The sequence below is a fragment of the Escherichia sp. E4702 genome, assembly GCF_963883545.1.
Taxonomy (GTDB): Bacteria; Pseudomonadota; Gammaproteobacteria; order Enterobacterales; family Enterobacteriaceae; genus Escherichia.
This window is the reverse complement of record NZ_CAWORF010000023.1, coordinates 127021-147699: the sequence shown is the minus strand read 5'-3', so window position 1 is coordinate 147699 and position 20679 is coordinate 127021. Positions and strand designations below refer to the sequence as shown.

Genomic DNA, 20679 nt, shown 5'->3' with positions numbered 1-20679 from the left:
GTCGTTCACTGCCGTACAGGCAGCTTAGAAATCAACCGGTTCAATCACCAGGCGGGCCGCGATGTTCACTGCCGTACAGGCAGCTTAGAAAATGTGGATTAGTCCGGCGTTTCATTTGCAAGTGTTCACTGCCGTACAGGCAGCTTAGAAATTCATAAGGTTTATGCCTAGCCCCGTAATCATGTTCACTGCCGTACAGGCAGTATTCACACTACGATAGTGTTAGACGTTTGGTCGTGCCATGACACTCTCAACTCCGAACCATTAGCCACAACACGCAATAACAATTGTGATAATTGCGATAGAAATCAATTTCTCGCACAGAAATCAATGCTGTACTAATCCTAACTCCTTCAAATAAAAATAATCACAGGATGTGTTTATGTCTTCCAATTACCTTACTCCATCTGACCTCAAAACCATTCTCCACTCTAAACGCGCCAATATTTATTATCTGGAAAAATGCCGGGTGCAGGTGAATGGTGGGCGAGTGGAATATGTTACCAGTGAAGGTAAGGAGTCGTACTACTGGAATATCCCCATTGCGAACACCACGGCATTGATGTTGGGGATGGGAACATCTGTTACTCAGGCGGCGATGCGTGAATTTGCCCATGCCGGGGTGATGGTGGGCTTTTGTGGTACGGATGGCACGCCGCTGTATTCGGCAAATGAAGTTGATGTTGATGTCTCCTGGCTCAGTCCGCAAAGCGAATATCGTCCTACTGAATATCTTCAGCAGTGGGTTTCTTTTTGGTTTGCTGAAGATAAACGACTTGCCGCCGCGAAACGTTTTCAGTTAATCCGCCTGACACATATCGATAAGCACTGGTCCAGCGCGAAAATGCAGCGTGAACACGCCTTTCAGCCTGATGCTAATGCACTGCAGACCCTACTAAATCGTACTCGTGAAGAAATAGACGCGGCAGAAAACCATACGCAGCTTATGCTCGTAGAGGCCAAATTGACCAAAGCACTCTACAAAATGGTGAGCCAAACCGTGGGCTATGGCGACTTTACTCGCGCAAAACGGGGCGGTGGGATTGATATGGCCAACCGCTTTCTCGATCAGGGTAATTATCTGGCTTATGGGCTGGCGGCAGTGGCGGCGTGGGTAACCGGGATCCCGCATGGTTTAGCAGTAATGCACGGTAAAACACGTCGCGGCGGCCTCGTTTTTGACCTTGCCGATCTGATTAAAGATGCCCTGGTTATGCCACAAGCATTTATTGCCGCAATGGCGGGGGAAGATGCTCAGGAGTTTCGTCAACGCTGCATCAATATCTTTCAACAAGCAGATGCGCTGGATGTCATGATCACCTCTTTGCAAGATACGGCCCAGGCACTGGCTAAGGCTGATCAATGAATATTCTGCTTATCTCGCGCTGTACAAAAAATGCTCGCGTGGAAAGCTGCCGTATTATTGATCAGTTTGCTGAACGCACCGGTGATGCCGCATGGCAAACGGTGATTACTCTGGAAGGCGTTAATACACTCCGCCGTTTACTGCGCAAAACTGCCAGGCGAAATACCGCAGTGGCATGTCACTGGCTGAAAAAGAACGGGCAAATGGAGTTGATGTGGATTGTGGGTAATATTCGTCGTTTTAATGCACAGGGACGCGTTCCCACGAATCGAACAACCCAAACCAGCCTGGTGAACAAGGAAGAAAATCGCTGGCAATGCGCGGAGAGCATTGCGCTGCTGGCGGCTATCGCCGGGTTGTTTCATGATTTTGGTAAAGCAGGACGCAGCTTTCAGCAAAGCCTGACCCATAAGAGCGCACGCAGTTATCAACCTTATCGGCATGAATGGATCTCACTGCGGCTCTTTCAGGCGTTTGTTGGTGAACAGCCAGACGATGTGTGGCTGGAGAAACTCGGGGAATTAACGGCAGATGATGAAGTTGCGATTCTTGAACGTCTGCAAAAAGACACGCCTCATTTTTCAAATAGCCCATTTAGCTCGCTGCAACCGCTAGCCAGGACGGTAGGTTGGCTGATCCTTTCCCATCATCGAATGCCGGAGAATCTTTCTCCACAGCCGGAACAATCATGCAAAGGTTGTGAAAGTTGGCTGGAGAAGCAACTGAATGCTGACTGGAATGCCGTTAACCACCGCAAGAATGACTGGACGCAACAGGATTTTGAGCAAGTCTGGCAGTTTCCATCAGGAACGCCGCTTCAAAGCGCGAGCTGGCGGGAAAAAGCGCGTCAGATTTCTCGCCGGGCAAGCAACGCGCTCGGTTTAAAGACATACGGGCAGATGGAACAGTTGTTCCCCTTACATATGGCGCGTTTTTGCCTGATGCTTGCCGATCACTACTATTCATCTAATGACGCGCAGCAAAAATGGCAGGACCCGGAATATATCGTCTGGGCAAATAGCGATCGCCAAAGTGGCACGCTCAAACAACGGGTAGACGAGCACCTTGTGGGCGTCGCGCATCATGCGTATCTGCTTGGGCGGCAACTGATGCACACACGGGCATCGCTTCCGGCAATTGCCCGACATAAAGGTTTTAGCCAGCGGGCCACAGATGTGAAATATCGCTGGCAAGATAAAGCCTGGGATGTGGCGCGAGCGCTACGTGAACGAAGTCGTGAAGAGGGATTTTTCGGCGTCAATATGGCCTCGACGGGGTGTGGTAAAACCTTTGCGAACGCCCGCATTATGTATGCACTTGCCGACGAGCGAGAAGGGTGCCGCTTTACCGTTGCGCTGGGATTGCGCACGCTAACCTTGCAAACCGGCGATGCTCTGCGCAGTCGGCTTGGACTGGGTGAGGATGAGCTGGCGGTACTGATTGGTTCGGCGGCAGTTAAGCAACTGTGGCAGCAGGAAAAAATAGACAATGATTGCGGAAGTGCTTCACAAGAGTCGCCAACAGAGGAGCAACAGTTCGTTAAGTACGAAGGCAGTCTGCATACCGGGGCGCTGGAAAAATGGTTGAAGGATGACTGCAAACTTAAGGAGTTAGTGAGCGCGCCGATTCTGGTCGCGACGATTGATCATCTTATTTCCGCGACCGAGGGTGTGCGAGGCGGGAAACAGCTTCCGGCGATGTTGCGCCTGTTAACCAGTGATTTAGTGCTCGACGAACCTGATGACTTTGATATTGCCGATCTTCATGCGGTATGTCGCTTGATGAACTGGGCCGGGATGTTGGGAACGCGGGTATTACTTTCCTCGGCGACGCTACCGCCAGGGCTGATTCAGGCGTTGTTCGCGGCTTATCTCGCCGGGCGTAAAATGTGGCAGACGTCTTGTGGTACCAACGGCAGGCCCGTCAATATCTGCTGTGCCTGGTTTGATGAAAAAGATGCTGATGCAACGCAAATTTGCGACGGGCCTGGGTTTCGTGATGCACATGCAAAATTTGTTGCACGGCGAGCGGTGATGCTGGCTGAAAAAGAGCGACTGCATTTCGGGCGTGTTGCTTCAATTTCATCTGCATCAAGCGCGATACAAGACGTTAGCGAAAGTGTGGCCCAGACGGTGCATACGCAAATGCTGAAGTTGCATCAGGCGCACCGCCAGCTACACGAAAGCGGTAAAACCGTTTCGCTGGGCCTGGTGCGCTTCGCGAATATCAATCCACTGGTTGCGGTGACCAAAGCTCTGATTGCCATTCCTTCACCAGAAGATGTCTGCATTCATTACTGTGTTTACCACTCCCGACATCCGCTGGCGGTGCGTTCAGATATTGAGAAGCGACTGGATCGCGCTTTTACTCGTCATAACGAACTCGATTTCTGGAACAACGAAGATATCGCAGATGCCTTACATAACCGTCCGGAATCGCACCATCTGTTCGTGGTGTTGGGGACATCGGTTATCGAAGTGGGGCGTGACTGGGATGCGGACTGGGGAATTATCGAACCAAGCTCCATGCGTTCGATAATTCAATTTGCCGGACGTATTCAGCGCCACCGTAGAAATGTGCCGACCAGTGAGAATCTGGTTATTTTGCGTAGCAATATCAAATCATTGCAGAAAAAAGCCCCCGCATTTTGTAAGCCTGGTTTCGAAACAAAAGAACACTTGCTGAATAGCCACGATATTTGCGAACTGATTCCGATCGCGGACTACCGGACGATTAACGCCTTGCCGCGGATCCTGTCTGCCAATAATGCCAATAAACTGGCGGAGCTAGAGCATAGTCGTTTATCCGCCGAATTGATGAGCAGTAAAAGCAAACATGTGGTGGCGGCGCAATGGTGGCGTGCACCGCTAAGCTGGAACGGCTGGATGCAGCGCCAGACGCCATTTCGTTATTCCCCTTTGCCGGAGGCGGTGTTTTTTCTGCATATGGATGATGAAGAAAGCGAAGCGCGTTTCTATTCCCGCACGGGCGACAACGAGCGTAAAGCGCAAGGGAATTTCAGGCGAGAAGAGGTGAGATGCGCCAGCGGCGTCGCTTGCTGGGGCGTGATGGATTACCAACACGTTTTGTTGAAATTAGCTGATAAGCAAAGTTGTGAGATAGCAAACGTTGGGGAAAAGTTTGCGGAAGTGAGAGTGCCGGCCAGTGAAGAAGATGCGGTCAATGACTGGCGTTATCACCCCTGGTTAGGTGTGTTTCGCAACCTGTGAAAAAATAAGGAGGGAATCTTTTGAACAATAATTTAGTGGATTTTATAACTGACTACATCGCTTCGCGAAGGCAACCCAAAATCGAAGCCTTTGAAAAAGAAGCAGCAAAGCGGTTGGAACAGGGCGAGGACGCCAGCGTTATCGCTCTGGAGCGACAGGAACTTGAAGCACGCTACTTGCCACGTAACTGGTTAACGGATGCGGCGAAACGTGCCGGGCAAATCAAATTAGTCACTCATGGCGCTAAATTCAGTCATGGTGATTCTAAAGCCAGTAGCTTTTATCTGGAAACCTCCGCTAACGAAAGCTATTTAAACACGGCATCGTTGGCGAATGTCGCTACTGACGCGATTGGTAACGCCGCCGCACTTGACGTCGCAAAGTTGCTACAAACCGATGTGAACGGAGATTCACTGCTTGCCAGCCTGAAGCGTGGTGATTATCAGGCATTAAGTACGTTTGCAGAGGATAAAGCGCAACTGGAGCAGTGGGTAGCTGGGTTTAGCCAGGCATGGACAACTGGACGGCCTGCCAGCCATAAACTGGCAAAACAAATCTATTTCCCTGTCGATGATGGCTATCATCTGCTCTGCCCACTGTTTTCCAGTTCACTGGCGCAGGCGATGTATGAAAAGCTAACTGCCGTTCGCTTTAGTGAGGAGTCGAAAGCCATTCGCGATGCCCGCAAAGCAGGAAAATGGCACTCCCAGCCAGATATCTGGTTTCCTAATCTTGCCGAAATGCATTTTGGCGGCACAAAACCGCAGAATATTTCTTTGCTCAATAGTGTGCGGGGTGGTCGTGTCTGGCTGTTGCCATCAATGCCGCCCACCTGGGCGACGCTGGATCGCGCGCCACAAAACATGCGCAGTATTTTTTCCCTACGCGGCGATTTCAATCGGGCGGCTTCAGGCATCATAGCCCGGATGACTTACCTGCTGAAGGTTGACATAAATAATGTTCATATCCGAACTGCGCGGGCGAAATATATTGATGAGTTGATTGATCTGCTGTTCATGCAGGCGTCTTCATTTCAGCAAGAAAAATGGCAGGGATGGTCCGCGCAATCACCAGACTTACCTCGCCACCAACAACTTTGGCTGGACCCGTGGCGAAGCCTCTCAGATGAGACTTTCAAACAGGAGCGTGAGAAAAACGACTGGCAAGAGACGGTAGCCGATGATTTCGCGCGCTGGCTGAACTATCGCCTGAAAAAAGCCCATTTCGATGTCGGTGCTGTCGAGCAAAGGGAGTGGCGCAGTCAGTCCCTGTTTACTCAACGGATGCGTGAAATGGAAGCCGTTTTGCAGGAGGCGCTGAAATGAGTTATCTGCTCTTGTTACCCCATGTACGCATCGAAAACGCTAACGCCGTCTCCGGGTTGACCTGGGGATTCCCGTCGATGACCCATTTTCTCGGTTATGTCCATGCGCTTTCTCGAAAAGTCGTGGATGAATTTGGCGTAAGTTTTGACGGTTGTGCGGTAGTAAGCCATGAACAGCATATTCAGGCGTACAGCTCCGGGCGCGATTTTCAATTCGCTCTCACCCGTAACCCATTAACCAGAGAAGGTAAAACCGCCTCGTTCAATGAAGAGGGCCGTATGCACCTGACGGTTTCTCTGCTGATTGAATGTAATGGCGAAATTACCAATGGTGAATATGGCAGAAAAGCCCTTTGCGACCATCTGAAAATGCTTTGCCAGAGCCACAAACTGGCGGGCGGCAGCATTGTTGACATGCGCGAACCACAGCTTTTTCATGCGCCTGAAGATGAAAAGCAACTGCGTAAAATCATCTGGCGTTTAATGCCTGGCTATGCGCTTTACGATCGCAGTGAATGGCTGGCTGAACATCATCAACAACATCCCGATATATCGTTGCTTGATGCCTGGCTTGATTTTGCTGCCGTTAAATATCAGGCCGAATCTCCGGCAGAAGACAACAGCGCACAATGGGTATACCAGCCGAAGCCAATGCCTGGTTTCCTGGTACCGTTAATGTGTGGCTACCAACGCATTTCTCCTGTTTACGCACCCGGTGAAGTTGAAAATGCGCGCGATACCTCAACACCATTTGCCTTTGCCGAAGCAGTTTATGGCATTGGCGAATGGCGCGGATTACATCGTATTACTGGCTTGCAACCGCTGATGTGGCGTTACCGTACAACGGACACTGGCTACTATTGCTCGGCAATACCAGTCGTTGACGACCCTACGATTAATGAAGATGACGATACAGAATAAGGACATAATTATGGCAAAGGCCCCTGTAGCAGTAAAAACGGCGTCAGTACTGGCATTTGAGCGCAAACTGGCAACCTCTGACGCGGTGATGTACGCAGGTAACTGGCAAGGAAATGAATGGCAACCTATTGAGATTCAGGAGAAAGCCGTTCGCGGAACCATCTCCAATCGCCTGAAAGATGCAATTTCCAGTAATGCGTTAAAGCTGAATGCAGAAATCCAAAAAGCCAACTTGCAGCGGGTAGACGTGGCAGCGCTTCCGGTTGATGCGGATACGTTAAAAGTGATGTTTACGCTGCGCGTTCTGGGTAATTTATCCTCACCTTCAGTATGTAATGATATGGCCTATCAGGAGGCGCTTTCCGACGTTATTGACGGTTATATCAGCGAACATGGCTTTAAAGAGCTGGCGCTTCGTTATGCCCTGAATCTGGCAAATGGTCGTTTTCTGTGGCGTAACCGTATCGGTGCCGAGCAAATTCAGGTGAAAGTCACCGCTAACGACAAATCATGGACTTTTAACAGCCATGACTTCTCTTTACGTCAATTTGAACAGGGCCAGAGTAGCGTCACAGAACTGGCGGCAACGATTGAACAAGGATTGAGCGGAAAAGAGTGGGTGATGCTTACCGTTGAAGCGCAGGTTCGCCTTGGTGCCGGGCAAGAAGTTTTCCCGTCGCAGGAGCTGGTACTCGACAGCAACAGTAGCAAAAGTCGTGTGTTATACTAGGTGGCTGGCATTGCCGGTATTCACTCTCAGAAGATTGGCAATGCTTTACGTACCATCGATACCTGGCATCCAAAAGTCGATGAATTGGGGGCTATTGCCGTGGAACCTTACGGTTCTGTAACCAGTCGCGGCGTGGCCTGCCGTCAACCGAAAGAAAAACTCGACTTTTATACCTTACTGGACAATTGGGTGACTAAAGGGATGAAACCAGACGTTGAGCAGCAGCACTACGTGATGGCTGTGCTGATCCGCGGCGGTGTCTTTGGTGAGAAATCGGAATAAGGAGCTGCCAATGGATCACTACCTTGAGATCCGCGTTCTGCCAGATCCTGAATTTTCGAGCGAAATGTTGATGGCAGCGTTATTTGCCAAACTGCATCGGGCATTGGGTGCAAGAGGGCAAGGCGATATCGGCGTGAGTTTCCCGGACGTAAATGTTATGCCAGGAGCGCGTTTACGCTTGCATGGTAGCGCTCAGGCATTACAGGCGCTTGAAGCCTCAGCGTGGCGTAAAGGACTTACGGACTATTGCCAATGTTCACCTGTCACTCCTGTTCCAGAAATAAAGGGCTGGCGAGTAGTAAGCCGTGTGCAGGTTAAAAGTAACCCCCAGCGTCTGTTAAGGCGTTCAGTGAAAAAAGGCTGGCTTACTGAAGAACAGGCGATTGAGCGACTGGCGGCGCAAGCTGAACAGCGGACCGACTTACCTTTTCTTAATATGAAGAGTTTGTCGAGTCAGCAACAGTTCAAGTTGTTTATCCGACACGGGGATTTGCGTACAGAACCGGTTAAAGGGGTATTCAGTAGTTATGGATTAAGCGCAACCGCTACTATTCCCTGGTTTTGATTGGTTAGTTGTAATGTATAAAAGACCTGGCCTTACCGTCAGGTCTTTTTGTCTATTGAAAAGCCGATTTCTGGCTGGAAATAGAATAAGGAATTCAATGCCCTACACTTTCATCAGTATATGGATATTTATTTAAAACAAGCAATCCTCAATTAATAATACGTATTAATCTACCTTGTAATGACATCAAATAATGACGAATAGTAAACAAGGAAAATATTTTTATGGGTATTTTTTGCTGGGTATGTGTTTTTTATAATTTGATTTAAATCACGAAAACAACTTGTTTACATTGCGATAGAAAATGTAATTTGCGAAATTCATTTCCGAGAGGACAGAAACTCTTAATCACCTGGAATAAATTAGTTAAGGAATAGACTATGAAACGTTCAATTATTGCAGTTGCAGTATTATCTTCTCTTTTTATGAGTGCAGGGGCTTTTGCAGAGGAGGGGAGTGAACAGGGTGAGTTAGTTATTACCGGTAATGTGGTTGGAACTACTTGTCAATTTATCGGAAATAGCCAGGCTACTATTGCTATGAACGATATTGGTGCTGATCAATTTGATGGTAAGAGCGCTGGTTATATTTATGATGGTTATTCAAATAAAACAACTGTACCGCTGACGGTCAAATGTACAGGAGATAAGACTCCCAGAATTACGTTTTCCAGAAGTCAGTTTGATGCAAATCGTAGCGATATCACCATTAATACTGTGGTAAACCCAAATGGTGCTGGTTTTGCTGTCTACTATGAGAGTGCAGATGGGCAATCTCAACAGATTGACGGTGATAAAAGTATTGAGTTAGAAAAAAACAGCTCTAATGAATATACACTAAATTTCAGTGCGAAATACGCGCAATCAGGTGATGCGGTGACTGCTGGCCCGGTTAACTCTGCTCTGACAATGACTGTTGTGACAGATTAATATCGTGTTTATCGGCGGCTTCGGTCGCCGATTTTCAATAACAAGGATTGTTGTCATGAAAAAATTTATAGCCTTCTTGCTGGCCGGTATGGTCACGCCTGTGTGGGGTGGTGTCTATATCTACGGCACTCGTGTTATTTATCCAGAACAGAAAAAAGAGATTACCGTTCAGTTAATGAATGAAGGTAATCGTAGCGCCCTGGTTCAGTCATGGATTGATGATGGCGATACCAGCCAGCCTCCAGAAAAAATTCACGTCCCGTTCGTGTTGACGCCACCGGTAACTCACATAAAAGGTGGCGAGGGACAACAACTCAAGATCAAAAAATTGGCGAATACCCTACCTAAGGATCGCGAAAGCTTGTTCTTTCTCAATGTCCTGGACATTCCACCTAATAGTGAGAAAAATGAAGGTAAAAACCAGATTAAATTCGCGATGCAAAACCGCATCAAATTTATTTATCGTCCGGAGGGTATAGCTGGTGTCGATAAAGGAAGTTTTTCTCGACTGAATATAAGAACTGTCAGTAATGGTATTAATATAAAAAATAATTCAGCGAACTGGATAACTATTCCTGAACTGCAAGGTAATACCAAATTAAATAAAGAAACGCTGGTACTAGCACCTTGGTCAGAACAGACCGTCACCACATCTTCCGTTGTTAGCCAGTACAATATTACGCTGATTGATGATCATGGAAACTATTTGAGTGAAAAAGTAAAAACCGTCAAATAGATCAGGGATTGATTATGTCTAAACTTAATTCTATTACGCTGGCTATCCTGTCGGTGTTGGCAACTTCGTCTGCATGGGCGGAAGATGAAACATTGACACCCATTTTATGATTGGCGGATTAAATGGGGAAAAAATTTCTGACTATCATATTGATAGTGATAAGCCGATGCCCGGTATCTATGATATGGATGTTTACCTGAATAATCAGTGGCGCGGACATTATAATGTCGTTATTAAAGATGATCCGGATGCAACATGTTTATCCTGGGAGCAGTTAAAGCAAATAGGTATCCTCACTGAAGGCATTAATATCGATAAAAGCGTAGAATGTGTACCACTTCGGGAAGCGGTACAAGGCGGCAGCGTTGACTATGATATTGGGCATTTTAACCTGAAGTTAAGTGTACCCCAGGCCTATATCGTTGAGTATGAACGCGGATATGTCCCGCCTGAGGCATGGGATCGCGGGATTAACGCATTATATACGTCTTATTATGCCAGTCAGTATTACAGTAATTATAAGCACGGAGGAGATAATAAAAATAGCTATTTAAATCTGAATAGTGGTTTGAATCTTCTGGGCTGGCAGTTGCATTCAAATGCCAATTATACGAAAAGTGACGAGAGCAGCGGTAAATGGAAGAGTAACACGTTATATCTGGAGCGCGGAATTCCACAAATTCTTGGCACATTGCGTGCTGGTGAAATGTATACCGGTTCTGATGTTTTTGACTCCGTGCGTTTTCGCGGTGTACGCCTTTGGCGCGATATGCAGATGTTGCCGAACTCTAAACAGAATTTTACTCCAGTGGTGCGTGGTGTTGCCCAAAGTAACGCACTTGTCACTATCGAACAAAATGGCTTTGTGGTTTACCAGAAAGAGGTTCCGCCAGGTCCATTCGCCATTGATGATTTGCAACTTGCTGGTGGTGGTGCAGATCTGGAAGTAACCGTTAAAGAAGCTGACGGTTCGGTGTCGCGTTATCGTGTACCTTATTCATCTGTACCAAATATGTTGCAACCGGGCGTTTCGAAATATGAATTTGCTGCCGGACGTAGTCGTATTGAGGGAGCCAGCGATCAGTCAGATTTTATTCAGGGAAGCTATCAGTATGGCCTTAATAATTTGCTGACACTCTATGCTGGCACGCAGTTGTCTGATAATTACTCATCGTTTGTTCTCGGCACGGGATGGAATACACCGATTGGTGCTGTATCGGTTGATTTTACCCATTCCCATAGTGAACAAGATAACGGTGATGTGTTTAATGGTCAAAGTTATCAGATTGCCTGGAACAAATATCTCTCTCAAAGTGGAACGCAATTTTCGCTGGCGGCCTGGCGTTATTCTTCTCGAGATTATCGTACTTTTAACGATCACGTCTGGGCAAATAACAGGAAAAGCTATAATCGAGAAGATGACTCAGTTTATGATATCGCCGACTATTATCAGTACGATTTTGGTCGTAAGAACAGTTTTTCTGTAAATATAAACCAGTCATTACCGGAAAATTGGGGATATCTGTCGGTCAGCGGTCAATGGCGGGATTATTGGGAACGCAGCGGGACAGGGAAAGATTATCAACTCAGCTACTCGAACTCCTGGGAACGCCTTAGTTATACCTTGTCTGTTAGCCAGACCTACGATGAAGATAACCGCGAAGATAGACGCATTAACTTATATTTCTCAACTCCCTTCTCGTGGGGCGATGGAATCACTGAAAAACGACGAGATTTATTTGTTTCTAACTCAACCACTTTTGATAAAGACGGCTATCGGTCGAATAATACCAGCCTCAGCGGTGTAGCGGGGAGTCGCGATCAGTTCAGCTACGGGGCTAACTTAAGCCATCAACACCAGGGCAGCGAGACAACAGCAGGTGGAAACCTGACCTGGCGTGCGCCATTGGCGACTATTGGTGGCAGCTATAGCCAGTCGAAAAGATATCAACAGATTAGCGGTAATATTCAAGGCGGTTTAGTCGCGTGGTCAGACGGTGTGGCACTGGCTCCCAGACTTTCCGATACGTTCGCCATCGTCAAAGCGCCGGGACTGGAGGGAGCGGCGGTGCAGGGATATCGTTACCTGACCACGGATAGCAGAGGCTACGCTATTTATGACAACCTGACGCCGTATCGTGAAAATACGTTGATGTTGGATATTGCCGACAGTAAAAGCGATGTGGCGCTACTGGGTAACCGTAAAAACACCGTTCCTTATCGTGGGGCGGTAGTGATGACGCAGTTTGAGACTGATAAACGCAAGCCCTGGTATTTCATCTCCCAACGCCCTGATGGCTCTCCGTTGCCGTTTGGTTATGAGGTTGAAGATGAAAGCGGCAACAATGTGGGCTTAGTAGGACAGGGAAGTCGGATATTTATTCGCACCAATGATGTTCCTGCGTCGATTCGCGTCTCGGTTAATAAACAGCAGGAACAATTCTGCACTATTACCTTTGATAACGTTATTGATGAGAATAAAGTTTATATTTGTCGTTAAAGGATTTGTTTATGAAGAAATATTGGTTTTTGTTTCTACTGGCTTTGCCATTTTGGGGGCAGGCTAAATGTACTATCAACGGAAATTCTACTGCAATACAGGGAGTTAATTTAGACTTAACTGCGGGAAATGCAACGGTTACATTTTCTCCTAATCTGACAGGAGAATTTACATGTAATTCGACTCAAGATAAGTTAAATGTACTTAAAACATTAGACAATTATGTTGTAGAAATGAAAGAAAATCAAAACAGCAATCAATCAATTTATATTAAGTTTAATCTTGATGTCGGAGATGGATTTCCTGTTGACACGGGAGATAGGAAAACTTATTCAGTTAACGATACTATTAATAATAAAAGTATAGCATTAACAGCTTCATATATAAAATCGCCTGAAAGTAATGCGAATGTTCAAACAGTATATTCTAATTCATTCATCTTGAATGCTCCTGCGGTTGTCTTTCCATTTGAAAATGGTTCAGCAACTAATTTTTGCTATCAAAACATTATCTTTTATTTTATATGTTATGTGAGCAATAGGTTACCAACAGATGCTGCTTATCAACAGAATTTAAATGTTAATATAACAAAACACAAACCTACAACCTGTAGTTTCTCGCAACCGACTTACGAAATAAGAATGCCAGAAACAACGATAAGTGAGATGCAATCTGCCAATAACACAAAATCAGGTTCTATAGATCTGGTTTTAAATTGTGACAGTGTTTATAACGTCACGACTAATCCAGTGACTTTTAAAGTTGCGCGCGGAGAATGGGATGATAGTGGAACCATTCTGAAAAACACATCGCTTAATGGTGCTAAGGGGGTTGGGTTCCAGATTTATAATGGTAACGAAACGACACCGCTAAAGCTGGGTGATACGCTGATGAACAAACTAACTAAAATGGCGGCCATTGAGAATCAGTACACCTTCCCGATTACCGCGAAATATGTCCGCGTGAAGGAGGAAGCACTACAGCCTGGAGAAGTCCAAAGCAAAGCCATATTTGCCGTATCCTACGACTAGTGGGTATAGTAATCAGCCACTGATTTTCACGTACTTTCGAAGAGGAAGTACGTGTTTTTTATTTAAGGCGCATTAATGCGAAAAAAAAGCCCGTACTTTCGTACGAGCTCTTCTTAGAAGATGGCGGTGAGGCGGGGATTCGAACCCCGGATACGTTGCCGTATACACACTTTCCAGGCGTGCTCCTTCAGCCACTCGGACACCTCACCAAATTGTTTTGCTGCTGACCTCATGGGTGGCAACGGGGCGCTACTATAGGGAGTTGGAGTAAAACGGTCAAGAAGAATTTATAGAGATTGATTCGTTTGGTTACGCAATGAACACGCTGTTTGCGTGACGGAGATTATGACCGTATGTGTTCTGTTCAATTGTTTATCAAAAGCTATGCATAAAATATGAGATTGAAGAAGTACCAAATCGACCCTTTTTTTAGGTTGAAATGTAACTCATTGATTTTTTTTCTTGCTATTTTGAAGTCTGGAAAAAGGGGTTGAATCTGCGACTTTGTAAGTTTTAACAGTAAATCAATCGGATAGTCTGCTATTATTCCAGTTCACTGCCGTACAGGCAGCTTAGAAAAGTGCTGATGCCGACATAGCAGGCAGCCACGGGTTCACTGCCGTACAGGCAGCTTAGAAAAGAACATCTCCTCCCGCCTTCACATAGTGATGGTTCACTGCCGTACAGGCAGCTTAGAAACAGGACACAAAACCGGATGCGGAGGTTGAGGCGGTTCACTGCCGTACAGGCAGTTTTCAAACACAACATACCATCCTCCAATATTTGTTCCCCGTAACTCACCAAACGCAAAAAAGGCCGGTTAAACCGACCTTTTACTCGTTCTTTCTCTTCGCCCATCAGGCGGTAAAACAATCAGCGACTACGGAAGACAATGCGGCCTTTGCTCAGGTCGTACGGGGTCAGTTCAACAGTCACTTTGTCGCCCGTCAGGATGCGGATGTAGTTTTTGCGCATTTTACCGGAGATGTGTGCAGTAACCACGTGACCGTTTTCTAACTCTACGCGGAACATGGTATTAGGCAACGTTTCAAGAACGGTACCTTGCATTTCAATATTGTCTTCTTTGGCCATCTAATCCTCTGGGGTATCACTACCGTAATTTGAACCGGCAAGATAATGCCGAAGTTCTGTAAATAAGTAAAGATTTGTGCGCTAATTCGCAACAAACAGGTTTGGCACATAACTCCGAAAACACACGGCTAAGCCGCACTATAAGCGCAACGTATAAGGGAGCGGTGAGATAAACGGTGGGCGTTACCTGACGCGAAAAATTCCTTATCGGCAGCGGAGTAATGAGCATAACCAACTCTGCGACCGCAATTATAACACTCTGGGGAGAAATGTGCCGAAAACATTCATTCTTGTGGTGAAAACAATCGCCGTGGTACCCAGAAATTATTTGGTAACCGTTCGGGGCGCAGTTGATTGAGATAATTGAGGTAATCCCGGCGAGGGATTTCGCAGGCACCAAGCGAGGCCGTATGGTCATTTAATACCTGGCAGTCGATAAGCTTACCGCCGTGGCGGATAAATTCGTCACAAAACACCAGGAGCGCCGTTTTCGAGGCATTCTCCATGCGGCTGAACATCGACTCGCCACAAAACAGTGTTCCCTGCGCTACGCCGTACATGCCGCCGACAATTTCGCCTTCACGCCACACTTCTATGGAATGGGCATGCCCCAATTCGTGAAGACGATGGTAGGCTTCGACGACGTCACGCGTAATCCAGGTCCCTTCTTCGCGATCGCTGGCGCAGCCTTCAATGACCTGACCAAACGCGTAATTCAGCGTGACGCGATAGGGAGAGCGCTTATGAAAACGTTTCATGCTGCGGCTGATATGCAGTGATTCTGGCCATAAAACCGCACGTGGATCAGGCGACCACCAGAGAATAGGATCGCCCGGAGAAAACCACGGGAAAATACCGCGCTGATAAGCCATGAGTAGCCGAGCAGGGCTAAGATCGCCTCCCAGCGCCAGCAGACCGTTAGGCTCACGTAATGCGCCTTCCGGGGAAGGGAAGGCTATTGAATGGCGAGAAAGCTGAACCAGGCGCATGACTGCAAAACTCCACTACGCAAGTCGGATCGTTCAATAATAGCTTACAAACCCTGCTTAAACTGGTAATAACGCCCCTGTCTGGCAAGCAGTTCTGCATGGGTACCTTGTTCAATAATTTGCCCGTTGTCCATCACTATTATTTGCTGAAAATGTGAAAGTCCACGCAGCCGATGTGTAACCATTAATAGCGTTTTCTCACGCATCATTTCAGCCAATAATTCGAGGATCTGACTTTCAGTCGTGGCATCTAAGCCTTCGGTTGGTTCATCCAGTAATACTAACGGCGCATCGTGCAATAGCGCACGGGCGATAGCCAGACGACGCAGTTCGCCGCCGGAAAGCTGGCGTCCGCCTTCTCCCAACCAACTGTTGAGCCCTGTATCTTCGAGTAGTTTCTCCAGACCGACGCGACGGAGAATTTCAGCAAGAGTCTCATCAGTAGCGCCAGGTGCGGCGAGTAACAGATTATCGCGCAGTGTGGCGCTAAACAGATGCACTCGCTGTGGCACAACGCTGATGGTCTGGCGCAATGTTGATTCATTCAGGTCAGAGATCGGGCTGCCGTTAAGCAAAATCTCACCCTGTTGCGGGTCCCATGCGCGGGTTAGCAGTTGTAACAACGTTGATTTGCCGCATCCGGTTCGCCCGAGAATCGCAATATGTTCTCCGGCGTTTGCCTGAAGAGAAATCCCTTTAAGCGCTTGTTGGGATTGTTCCGGATAAGTGAACGCAACATCCCGTAACGTCAGGGAAACCTGCTCAGGAACGGCGGACTGAGTATCCGGGAAGGTCACTTCTGGTTTTTGGTCCGTTAAGTCAGTGATACGCACGGCAGAAGCAATAACTTGCCCCAGATGCTGAAATGCACCTGTCACCGGAGCCAGGGCTTCGAATGCAGCCAAAGCACAGAAGACAAACAGCGCAATTAACGCACCCGGCTGGCTATTACCGCCAACGCCGCCGGAGGCCATCCATAGCATCAGAATCACCGCCAGCGCGCCAATCAACAGCATAATTGCCTGCGAGAGCGCGGTCAGTTCGGACTGACGACGCTGCGCTTCCAGCCACTGAATTTCGGTGTTCTCTAACTGCGTACGATAACGATCGCTGGCACCAAAAATGGTCAGTTCAGCTTGCCCTTGCAGCCAGGCGGTTAACTGTTGGCGATACTGACCGCGAAGATGGGTAAGGTTTTGCCCGGTGCTTTTCCCCGCTCGATAAAACAGCGGCGGCATCAGGAAAAGTGTCAGCAACATAATGCCGCCCAGCGTGAAGGCGAGGGTGAAATCAAGAAAACTTAACCCGACAGTCACCACCATAATTACCACAAAAGCCCCTACCAGCGGTGAGATAACGCGCAAGTAAAGATGATCGAGCGTATCAACATCGGCGACGACGCGGTTGAGCAATTCGCCCTGGCGATAGCGGGCCAGCCCGGCAGGGGAGAGAGGCAACAGCTTGCTGAAGGTGTAAATGCGCAAATGCTGCAACACGCGGAAAGTCGCGTCGTGACTCACCAGACGTTCAAAATAACGCCCGGCAGTGCGGGTGATTGCCGCGCCACGTACACCTGCGGCAGGCAGCATGTAGTTAAAGCTGTACAGTCCTGCAACTCCCGCCACTGCCGAAGCGGAGAGGAACCAACCAGAAAGCGTCAACAAGCCGATACTGGCGAGCAGTGTGACAATTGCCAGCACAATACCAAGGCTTAACATCCACTTATGACGCTTATATAGAGCCAGATAAGGAAGCAACGCGCGCATTTAAATCTCCTCCTGACGGTGGACCAGCAACGTGGCGAATGGACCGTTAGCCACGCTTAAATCAGCGTAACAACCTTGCTCAATAATCTGACCATCCTGCATTACCCAAATGACATCCCAGTCAGCAAGATCTTCTAACTGGTGGGTGACCATTAACGTTGTCTGGCGCTGCGAGGCAGCGTTTAGCGCCTGCATCACACGCTGCTCGCTGTGTGCATCGAGACTGGCTGCAGGTTCATCCAGTAATAACAGTGAGCAGGGATGAAGTAATGCACGCGCTACGGCCACACGTTGTGCCTGACCTACGGAAAGGCGGGCTGCCTGATCGCCCACGGGAGTATCGATGCCTTGCGGCAGGAGCGGCAGAAACTCACTGACCCAGGCGTTATCCAGGGCCATTTGTAACTCTTGCTCGCTGGCATCCGGTCGTGCCAGCAGCACATTGTCTCGTACTGTTGCCGCGGGTAATTGCGGATTTTGGCCAACCCATGAGAGACGTTTTCGCCATGATTCCGGGGATAAATCCCGCAATTCAATGCCGTTGATCTGCAGCGAGCCTTGATAAGAGAGAAAACCGGAAAGCGCATTTAATAGTGAACTTTTCCCGGATCCGCTTCGTCCCACCAGTACCGCACGTTTGCCTGCAGGTAGTGTAAAGTTCAGCGGGCCAGCCAGTGTTTTACCTTCAGGCGATGTGATAAACAGATCTTTGGCTTCAATGGTCACTGGTTCGGTAGACGTTAACTCAACGTCACCACGCTGTGGATGGGCGAGCGGTGTTTCCATAAATGTTTTCAGGCTGTCAGCCGCGCCAACAGCCTGGGCTTTGGCATGATAAAACGTGCCGAGATCACGTAACGGCTGGAAAAACTCGGGGGCGAGGATCAACGCAAGGAAGCCCGCAGACAACGTCACGCCCGTGCTGTAGTGACCGAAATCCAGCTCACCAAGATAAGAGAAACCAAAGTACACCGCGACCAGGGCAATCGACAGCGAGGTAAAGAATTCAAGAATACCGGAGGATAAAAACGCCAGGCGTAATACTTCCATGGTCCGTTGGCGAAAATCTTCCGAAGCAGAACGGATACTTTCAATTTCAGCCTCGCCACGACCAAAAATACGCAGGGTTTCCATGCCGCGCAGACGATCGAGAAAATGCCCGCTTAAGCGAGCAAGCGCGAGAAAGTTGCGTCGGTTAGCATCGGCAGCACCCATCCCAACTAAAGCCATAAACAACGGAATTAACGGTGCAGTGCCGAGTAAAATAAGTGCCGCGGCCCAGTTAGAAGGGAAAATTGCGACGACAATCAGTAGTGGCACTGAGACTGCCAGCGCCATTTGCGTAGGTAGCGAGCGTAGTAATCATGCATATCGTCAATTTGCTCGAGCACCAGCGTCGCCCAGCTCCCCGCAGGTTTGCCCTGAATCCAGGCAGGCCCCGCCTGCTGCAAACGGTCAAGAACCTGGCGGCGGATGGCAAAACGAATATGTTGCCCGGCGTGATAGCCCACCCGTTCGCGTAACCAGACCACCCATGCACGCAGCACAAAGGTCATCACCAGCAAGGTAAAGGGAAGCAGCAAGGCTTCTCGGGGGATGTTCTCCATGATCATATGCTGCAGAATTCGCGCCATAAACCAGGCCTGGGCAATTATTAATATGCCGCTCACAAAGCCCAGCAGACGAGAAATATTCAGCCAACGTTGGGAGATGACGCTTTGCTGTTTTAACCAGCGGGTTAACTCTTTTTGACGGGATTTATTCATTGCACGCTTAGCAGGTGAGTTATCAGAATTATTTGCAGAGCAATGTTACAACGGGGAAAAAATAAAGGCGACCCATAGTCGCATGGTGTCGCCTTCTTTACTTTTGTTACTGATTTGTAAAATTATTTTGCATCAGCTAAACCGTCGAGGTAGCGTTCCGCATCAAGTGCTGCCATGCAGCCTGTACCGGCAGAAGTAATGGCCTGGCGATAAATATGATCCATCACGTCACCTGCGGCAAAGACGCCCGGAATGCTGGTCTGGGTGGCATTACCATGAATACCCGACTGCACTTTGATGTAGCCGTTTTCCAGTTCCAGTTGTCCTTCAAAAATAGCCGTGTTCGGACTGTGACCGATAGCAACAAACAGACCAGCAACGTCGAGAGACTCGATATTATCGCTGTTTTGCGTATCGCGCAGACGAACGCCAGTGACGCCCATCTGATCGCCGATCACTTCTTCCAGCGTACGGTTGGTGTGCAGAATGATGTTGCCGTTCTCCACTTTGTCCATAAGACGCTTAATGAGGATTTTTTCCGCACGGAAACCATCGCGGCGGTGGATCAAATGTACTTCGGAAGCGATGTTAGACAGATACAGCGCCTCTTCAACTGCGGTATTGCCACCGCCGATGACCGCCACTTTCTGATTGCGATAGAAAAATCCATCGCAGGTTGCACAGGCAGAAACCCCACGGCCTTTAAAGGCTTCTTCAGAGGGCAGGCCGAGATAGCGTGCAGAAGCCCCGGTGGCAATAATCAGCGCATCGCAGGTATATTCGCCGTTATCGCCAGTCAGGCGGAACGGACGATTCTGCAAATCCACTTTATGGATGTGGTCAAAAATAATTTCAGTTTCAAACTTGGTAGCATGTTCATGCATGCGTTCCATGAGCAACGGGCCGGTCAGATCATTTGGATCTCCTGGCCAGTTTTCTACTTCAGTGGTCGTCGTCAGCTGGCCGCCTTTTTCCATGCCGGTAATCAGCACCGGTTGCAGGTTGGCGCGTGCCGCGTAGACAGCAGCGGTATATCCCGCCGGGCCTGAGCCCAGGATAAGCAGTTTACTGTGTTTGGTCGTGCCCATGAGATCCCCATAGTTGTTGGCAGACAATGGGCAGGATTGTAGGGAATTTACAGACGTAAAAAAAGAGTATGACGATTTTGTTAACGATTTGTGCAATCGTCAAAAGCGATAATCGTGTCAAATTCTCCTGTCATTCTCCCGTCATTATCACGTCTGCTACTTAATTTTTCCGGTTTATAAGCCGATTAAATGATGATTAAACGTCACTGTTAATGAATAACTGGCATGTTGTACTAAAAAACGATGTTTTGCTTTGACAATCACCTGGTGTTTTGCGAAAACATTCGAGGAAGAAAAAAACAGTATTGTTATGTGCGCATAATCATGCATGTAAATACCATGTTTACCGTGCTAGTGAAATCTA

The 20679-nt window shown here is 48.2% G+C and carries 12 protein-coding genes, 1 tRNA gene and 3 pseudogenes; 10 read left to right on the top strand and 6 right to left on the bottom strand.

Annotated features, from left to right (window positions below):
- Nucleotides 1-382 precede the first annotated feature (382 nt).
- From cas1f to AACU94_RS16120, 10 genes and pseudogenes are all read left to right on the top strand, one after another.
- Nucleotides 383-1366: a type I-F CRISPR-associated endonuclease Cas1f gene (gene cas1f / locus AACU94_RS16165; RefSeq protein WP_135488481.1), complete on the top strand. Its 984-nt coding sequence runs from the start codon at nt 383-385 to the stop codon at nt 1364-1366.
- Nucleotides 1363-4596 carry a type I-F CRISPR-associated helicase Cas3f gene (gene cas3f / locus AACU94_RS16160; RefSeq protein ID WP_135488480.1) on the top strand — a complete coding sequence of 1078 codons (3234 nt, stop codon included), beginning with the start codon at nt 1363-1365 and terminating at the stop codon, nt 4594-4596. The genes cas1f and cas3f overlap by 4 nt, the downstream gene beginning before the upstream one ends.
- 20 nt (nt 4597-4616) lie before the next feature.
- Entirely contained in the window at nt 4617-5921 is a 1305-nt protein-coding gene (gene csy1, locus AACU94_RS16155; RefSeq protein WP_135488479.1) for a type I-F CRISPR-associated protein Csy1, read from the top strand.
- Complete coding sequence (csy2, locus tag AACU94_RS16150) at nt 5918-6841, top strand: type I-F CRISPR-associated protein Csy2 (protein ID WP_135488478.1); 924 nt, start codon at nt 5918-5920, stop codon at nt 6839-6841. Before csy1 ends, csy2 begins: the two co-directional genes overlap by 4 nt.
- A 10-nt stretch (nt 6842-6851) precedes the next feature.
- Nucleotides 6852-7853, top strand: a pseudogene (gene csy3, locus AACU94_RS16145) (type I-F CRISPR-associated protein Csy3).
- 10 nt (nt 7854-7863) lie between these two features.
- Nucleotides 7864-8418 (top strand): type I-F CRISPR-associated endoribonuclease Cas6/Csy4, encoded by a 555-nt coding sequence (gene cas6f / locus AACU94_RS16140; protein WP_000350177.1) that lies wholly within the window; start codon nt 7864-7866, stop codon nt 8416-8418.
- Between the two features lie 380 nt (nt 8419-8798).
- A complete protein-coding gene (gene yehD, locus AACU94_RS16135) occupies nt 8799-9347 on the top strand; it encodes a fimbrial protein YehD (protein ID WP_135488477.1) in 549 nt (182 codons plus the stop codon).
- Between the two features lie 55 nt (nt 9348-9402).
- Nucleotides 9403-10083 carry a fimbrial assembly chaperone gene (locus AACU94_RS16130; RefSeq protein WP_135488476.1) on the top strand — a complete coding sequence of 227 codons (681 nt, stop codon included), beginning with the start codon at nt 9403-9405 and terminating at the stop codon, nt 10081-10083.
- 14 nt (nt 10084-10097) lie between these two features.
- Nucleotides 10098-12583, top strand: a pseudogene (locus AACU94_RS16125) (fimbrial biogenesis outer membrane usher protein).
- Between the two features lie 11 nt (nt 12584-12594).
- On the top strand, nt 12595-13614 hold the full coding sequence (locus tag AACU94_RS16120) for a fimbrial protein (RefSeq protein WP_135488475.1): 1020 nt from the start codon (nt 12595-12597) through the stop codon (nt 13612-13614).
- Nucleotides 13615-13735: 121 nt separating this feature from the next.
- On the opposite strand, the gene AACU94_RS16115 is transcribed toward AACU94_RS16120, so the two are convergent.
- The 6 genes and pseudogenes from AACU94_RS16115 to trxB form a co-directional block, all read right to left on the bottom strand.
- Nucleotides 13736-13823: transfer RNA gene (locus tag AACU94_RS16115), tRNA-Ser, on the bottom strand.
- 664 nt (nt 13824-14487) lie between these two features.
- Nucleotides 14488-14706, bottom strand: coding sequence for a translation initiation factor IF-1 (infA, locus tag AACU94_RS16110; protein ID WP_001040187.1), 219 nt, complete (start codon nt 14704-14706; stop codon nt 14488-14490).
- Nucleotides 14707-14990: 284 nt separating this feature from the next.
- Nucleotides 14991-15695, bottom strand: coding sequence for a leucyl/phenylalanyl-tRNA--protein transferase (gene aat / locus AACU94_RS16105; protein ID WP_130205277.1), 705 nt, complete (start codon nt 15693-15695; stop codon nt 14991-14993).
- A 44-nt stretch (nt 15696-15739) separates the two neighbouring features.
- Entirely contained in the window at nt 15740-17461 is a 1722-nt protein-coding gene (gene cydC / locus AACU94_RS16100) for a heme ABC transporter ATP-binding protein/permease CydC (RefSeq protein ID WP_135486411.1), read from the bottom strand.
- Nucleotides 17462-19227, bottom strand: a pseudogene (cydD, locus tag AACU94_RS16095) (heme ABC transporter permease/ATP-binding protein CydD).
- 122 nt (nt 19228-19349) lie between these two features.
- On the bottom strand, nt 19350-20315 hold the full coding sequence (gene trxB, locus AACU94_RS16090) for a thioredoxin-disulfide reductase (RefSeq protein WP_135488474.1): 966 nt from the start codon (nt 20313-20315) through the stop codon (nt 19350-19352).
- Nucleotides 20316-20679: the final 364 nt, after the last annotated feature.

Coding starts and splice junctions, on each gene's coding strand:
- trxB (WP_135488474.1), bottom strand. CDS start 20,315: ATGGGCACGACCAAACACAGTAAACTGCTTATCCTGGGCTCAGGCCCG.
- yehD (WP_135488477.1), top strand. CDS start 8,799: ATGAAACGTTCAATTATTGCAGTTGCAGTATTATCTTCTCTTTTTATG.
- aat (WP_130205277.1), bottom strand. CDS start 15,695: ATGCGCCTGGTTCAGCTTTCTCGCCATTCAATAGCCTTCCCTTCCCCG.
- csy2 (WP_135488478.1), top strand. CDS start 5,918: ATGAGTTATCTGCTCTTGTTACCCCATGTACGCATCGAAAACGCTAAC.
- cas1f (WP_135488481.1), top strand. CDS start 383: ATGTCTTCCAATTACCTTACTCCATCTGACCTCAAAACCATTCTCCAC.
- cydC (WP_135486411.1), bottom strand. CDS start 17,461: ATGCGCGCGTTGCTTCCTTATCTGGCTCTATATAAGCGTCATAAGTGG.
- AACU94_RS16130 (WP_135488476.1), top strand. CDS start 9,403: ATGAAAAAATTTATAGCCTTCTTGCTGGCCGGTATGGTCACGCCTGTG.
- infA (WP_001040187.1), bottom strand. CDS start 14,706: ATGGCCAAAGAAGACAATATTGAAATGCAAGGTACCGTTCTTGAAACG.
- AACU94_RS16120 (WP_135488475.1), top strand. CDS start 12,595: ATGAAGAAATATTGGTTTTTGTTTCTACTGGCTTTGCCATTTTGGGGG.
- cas6f (WP_000350177.1), top strand. CDS start 7,864: ATGGATCACTACCTTGAGATCCGCGTTCTGCCAGATCCTGAATTTTCG.
- cas3f (WP_135488480.1), top strand. CDS start 1,363: ATGAATATTCTGCTTATCTCGCGCTGTACAAAAAATGCTCGCGTGGAA.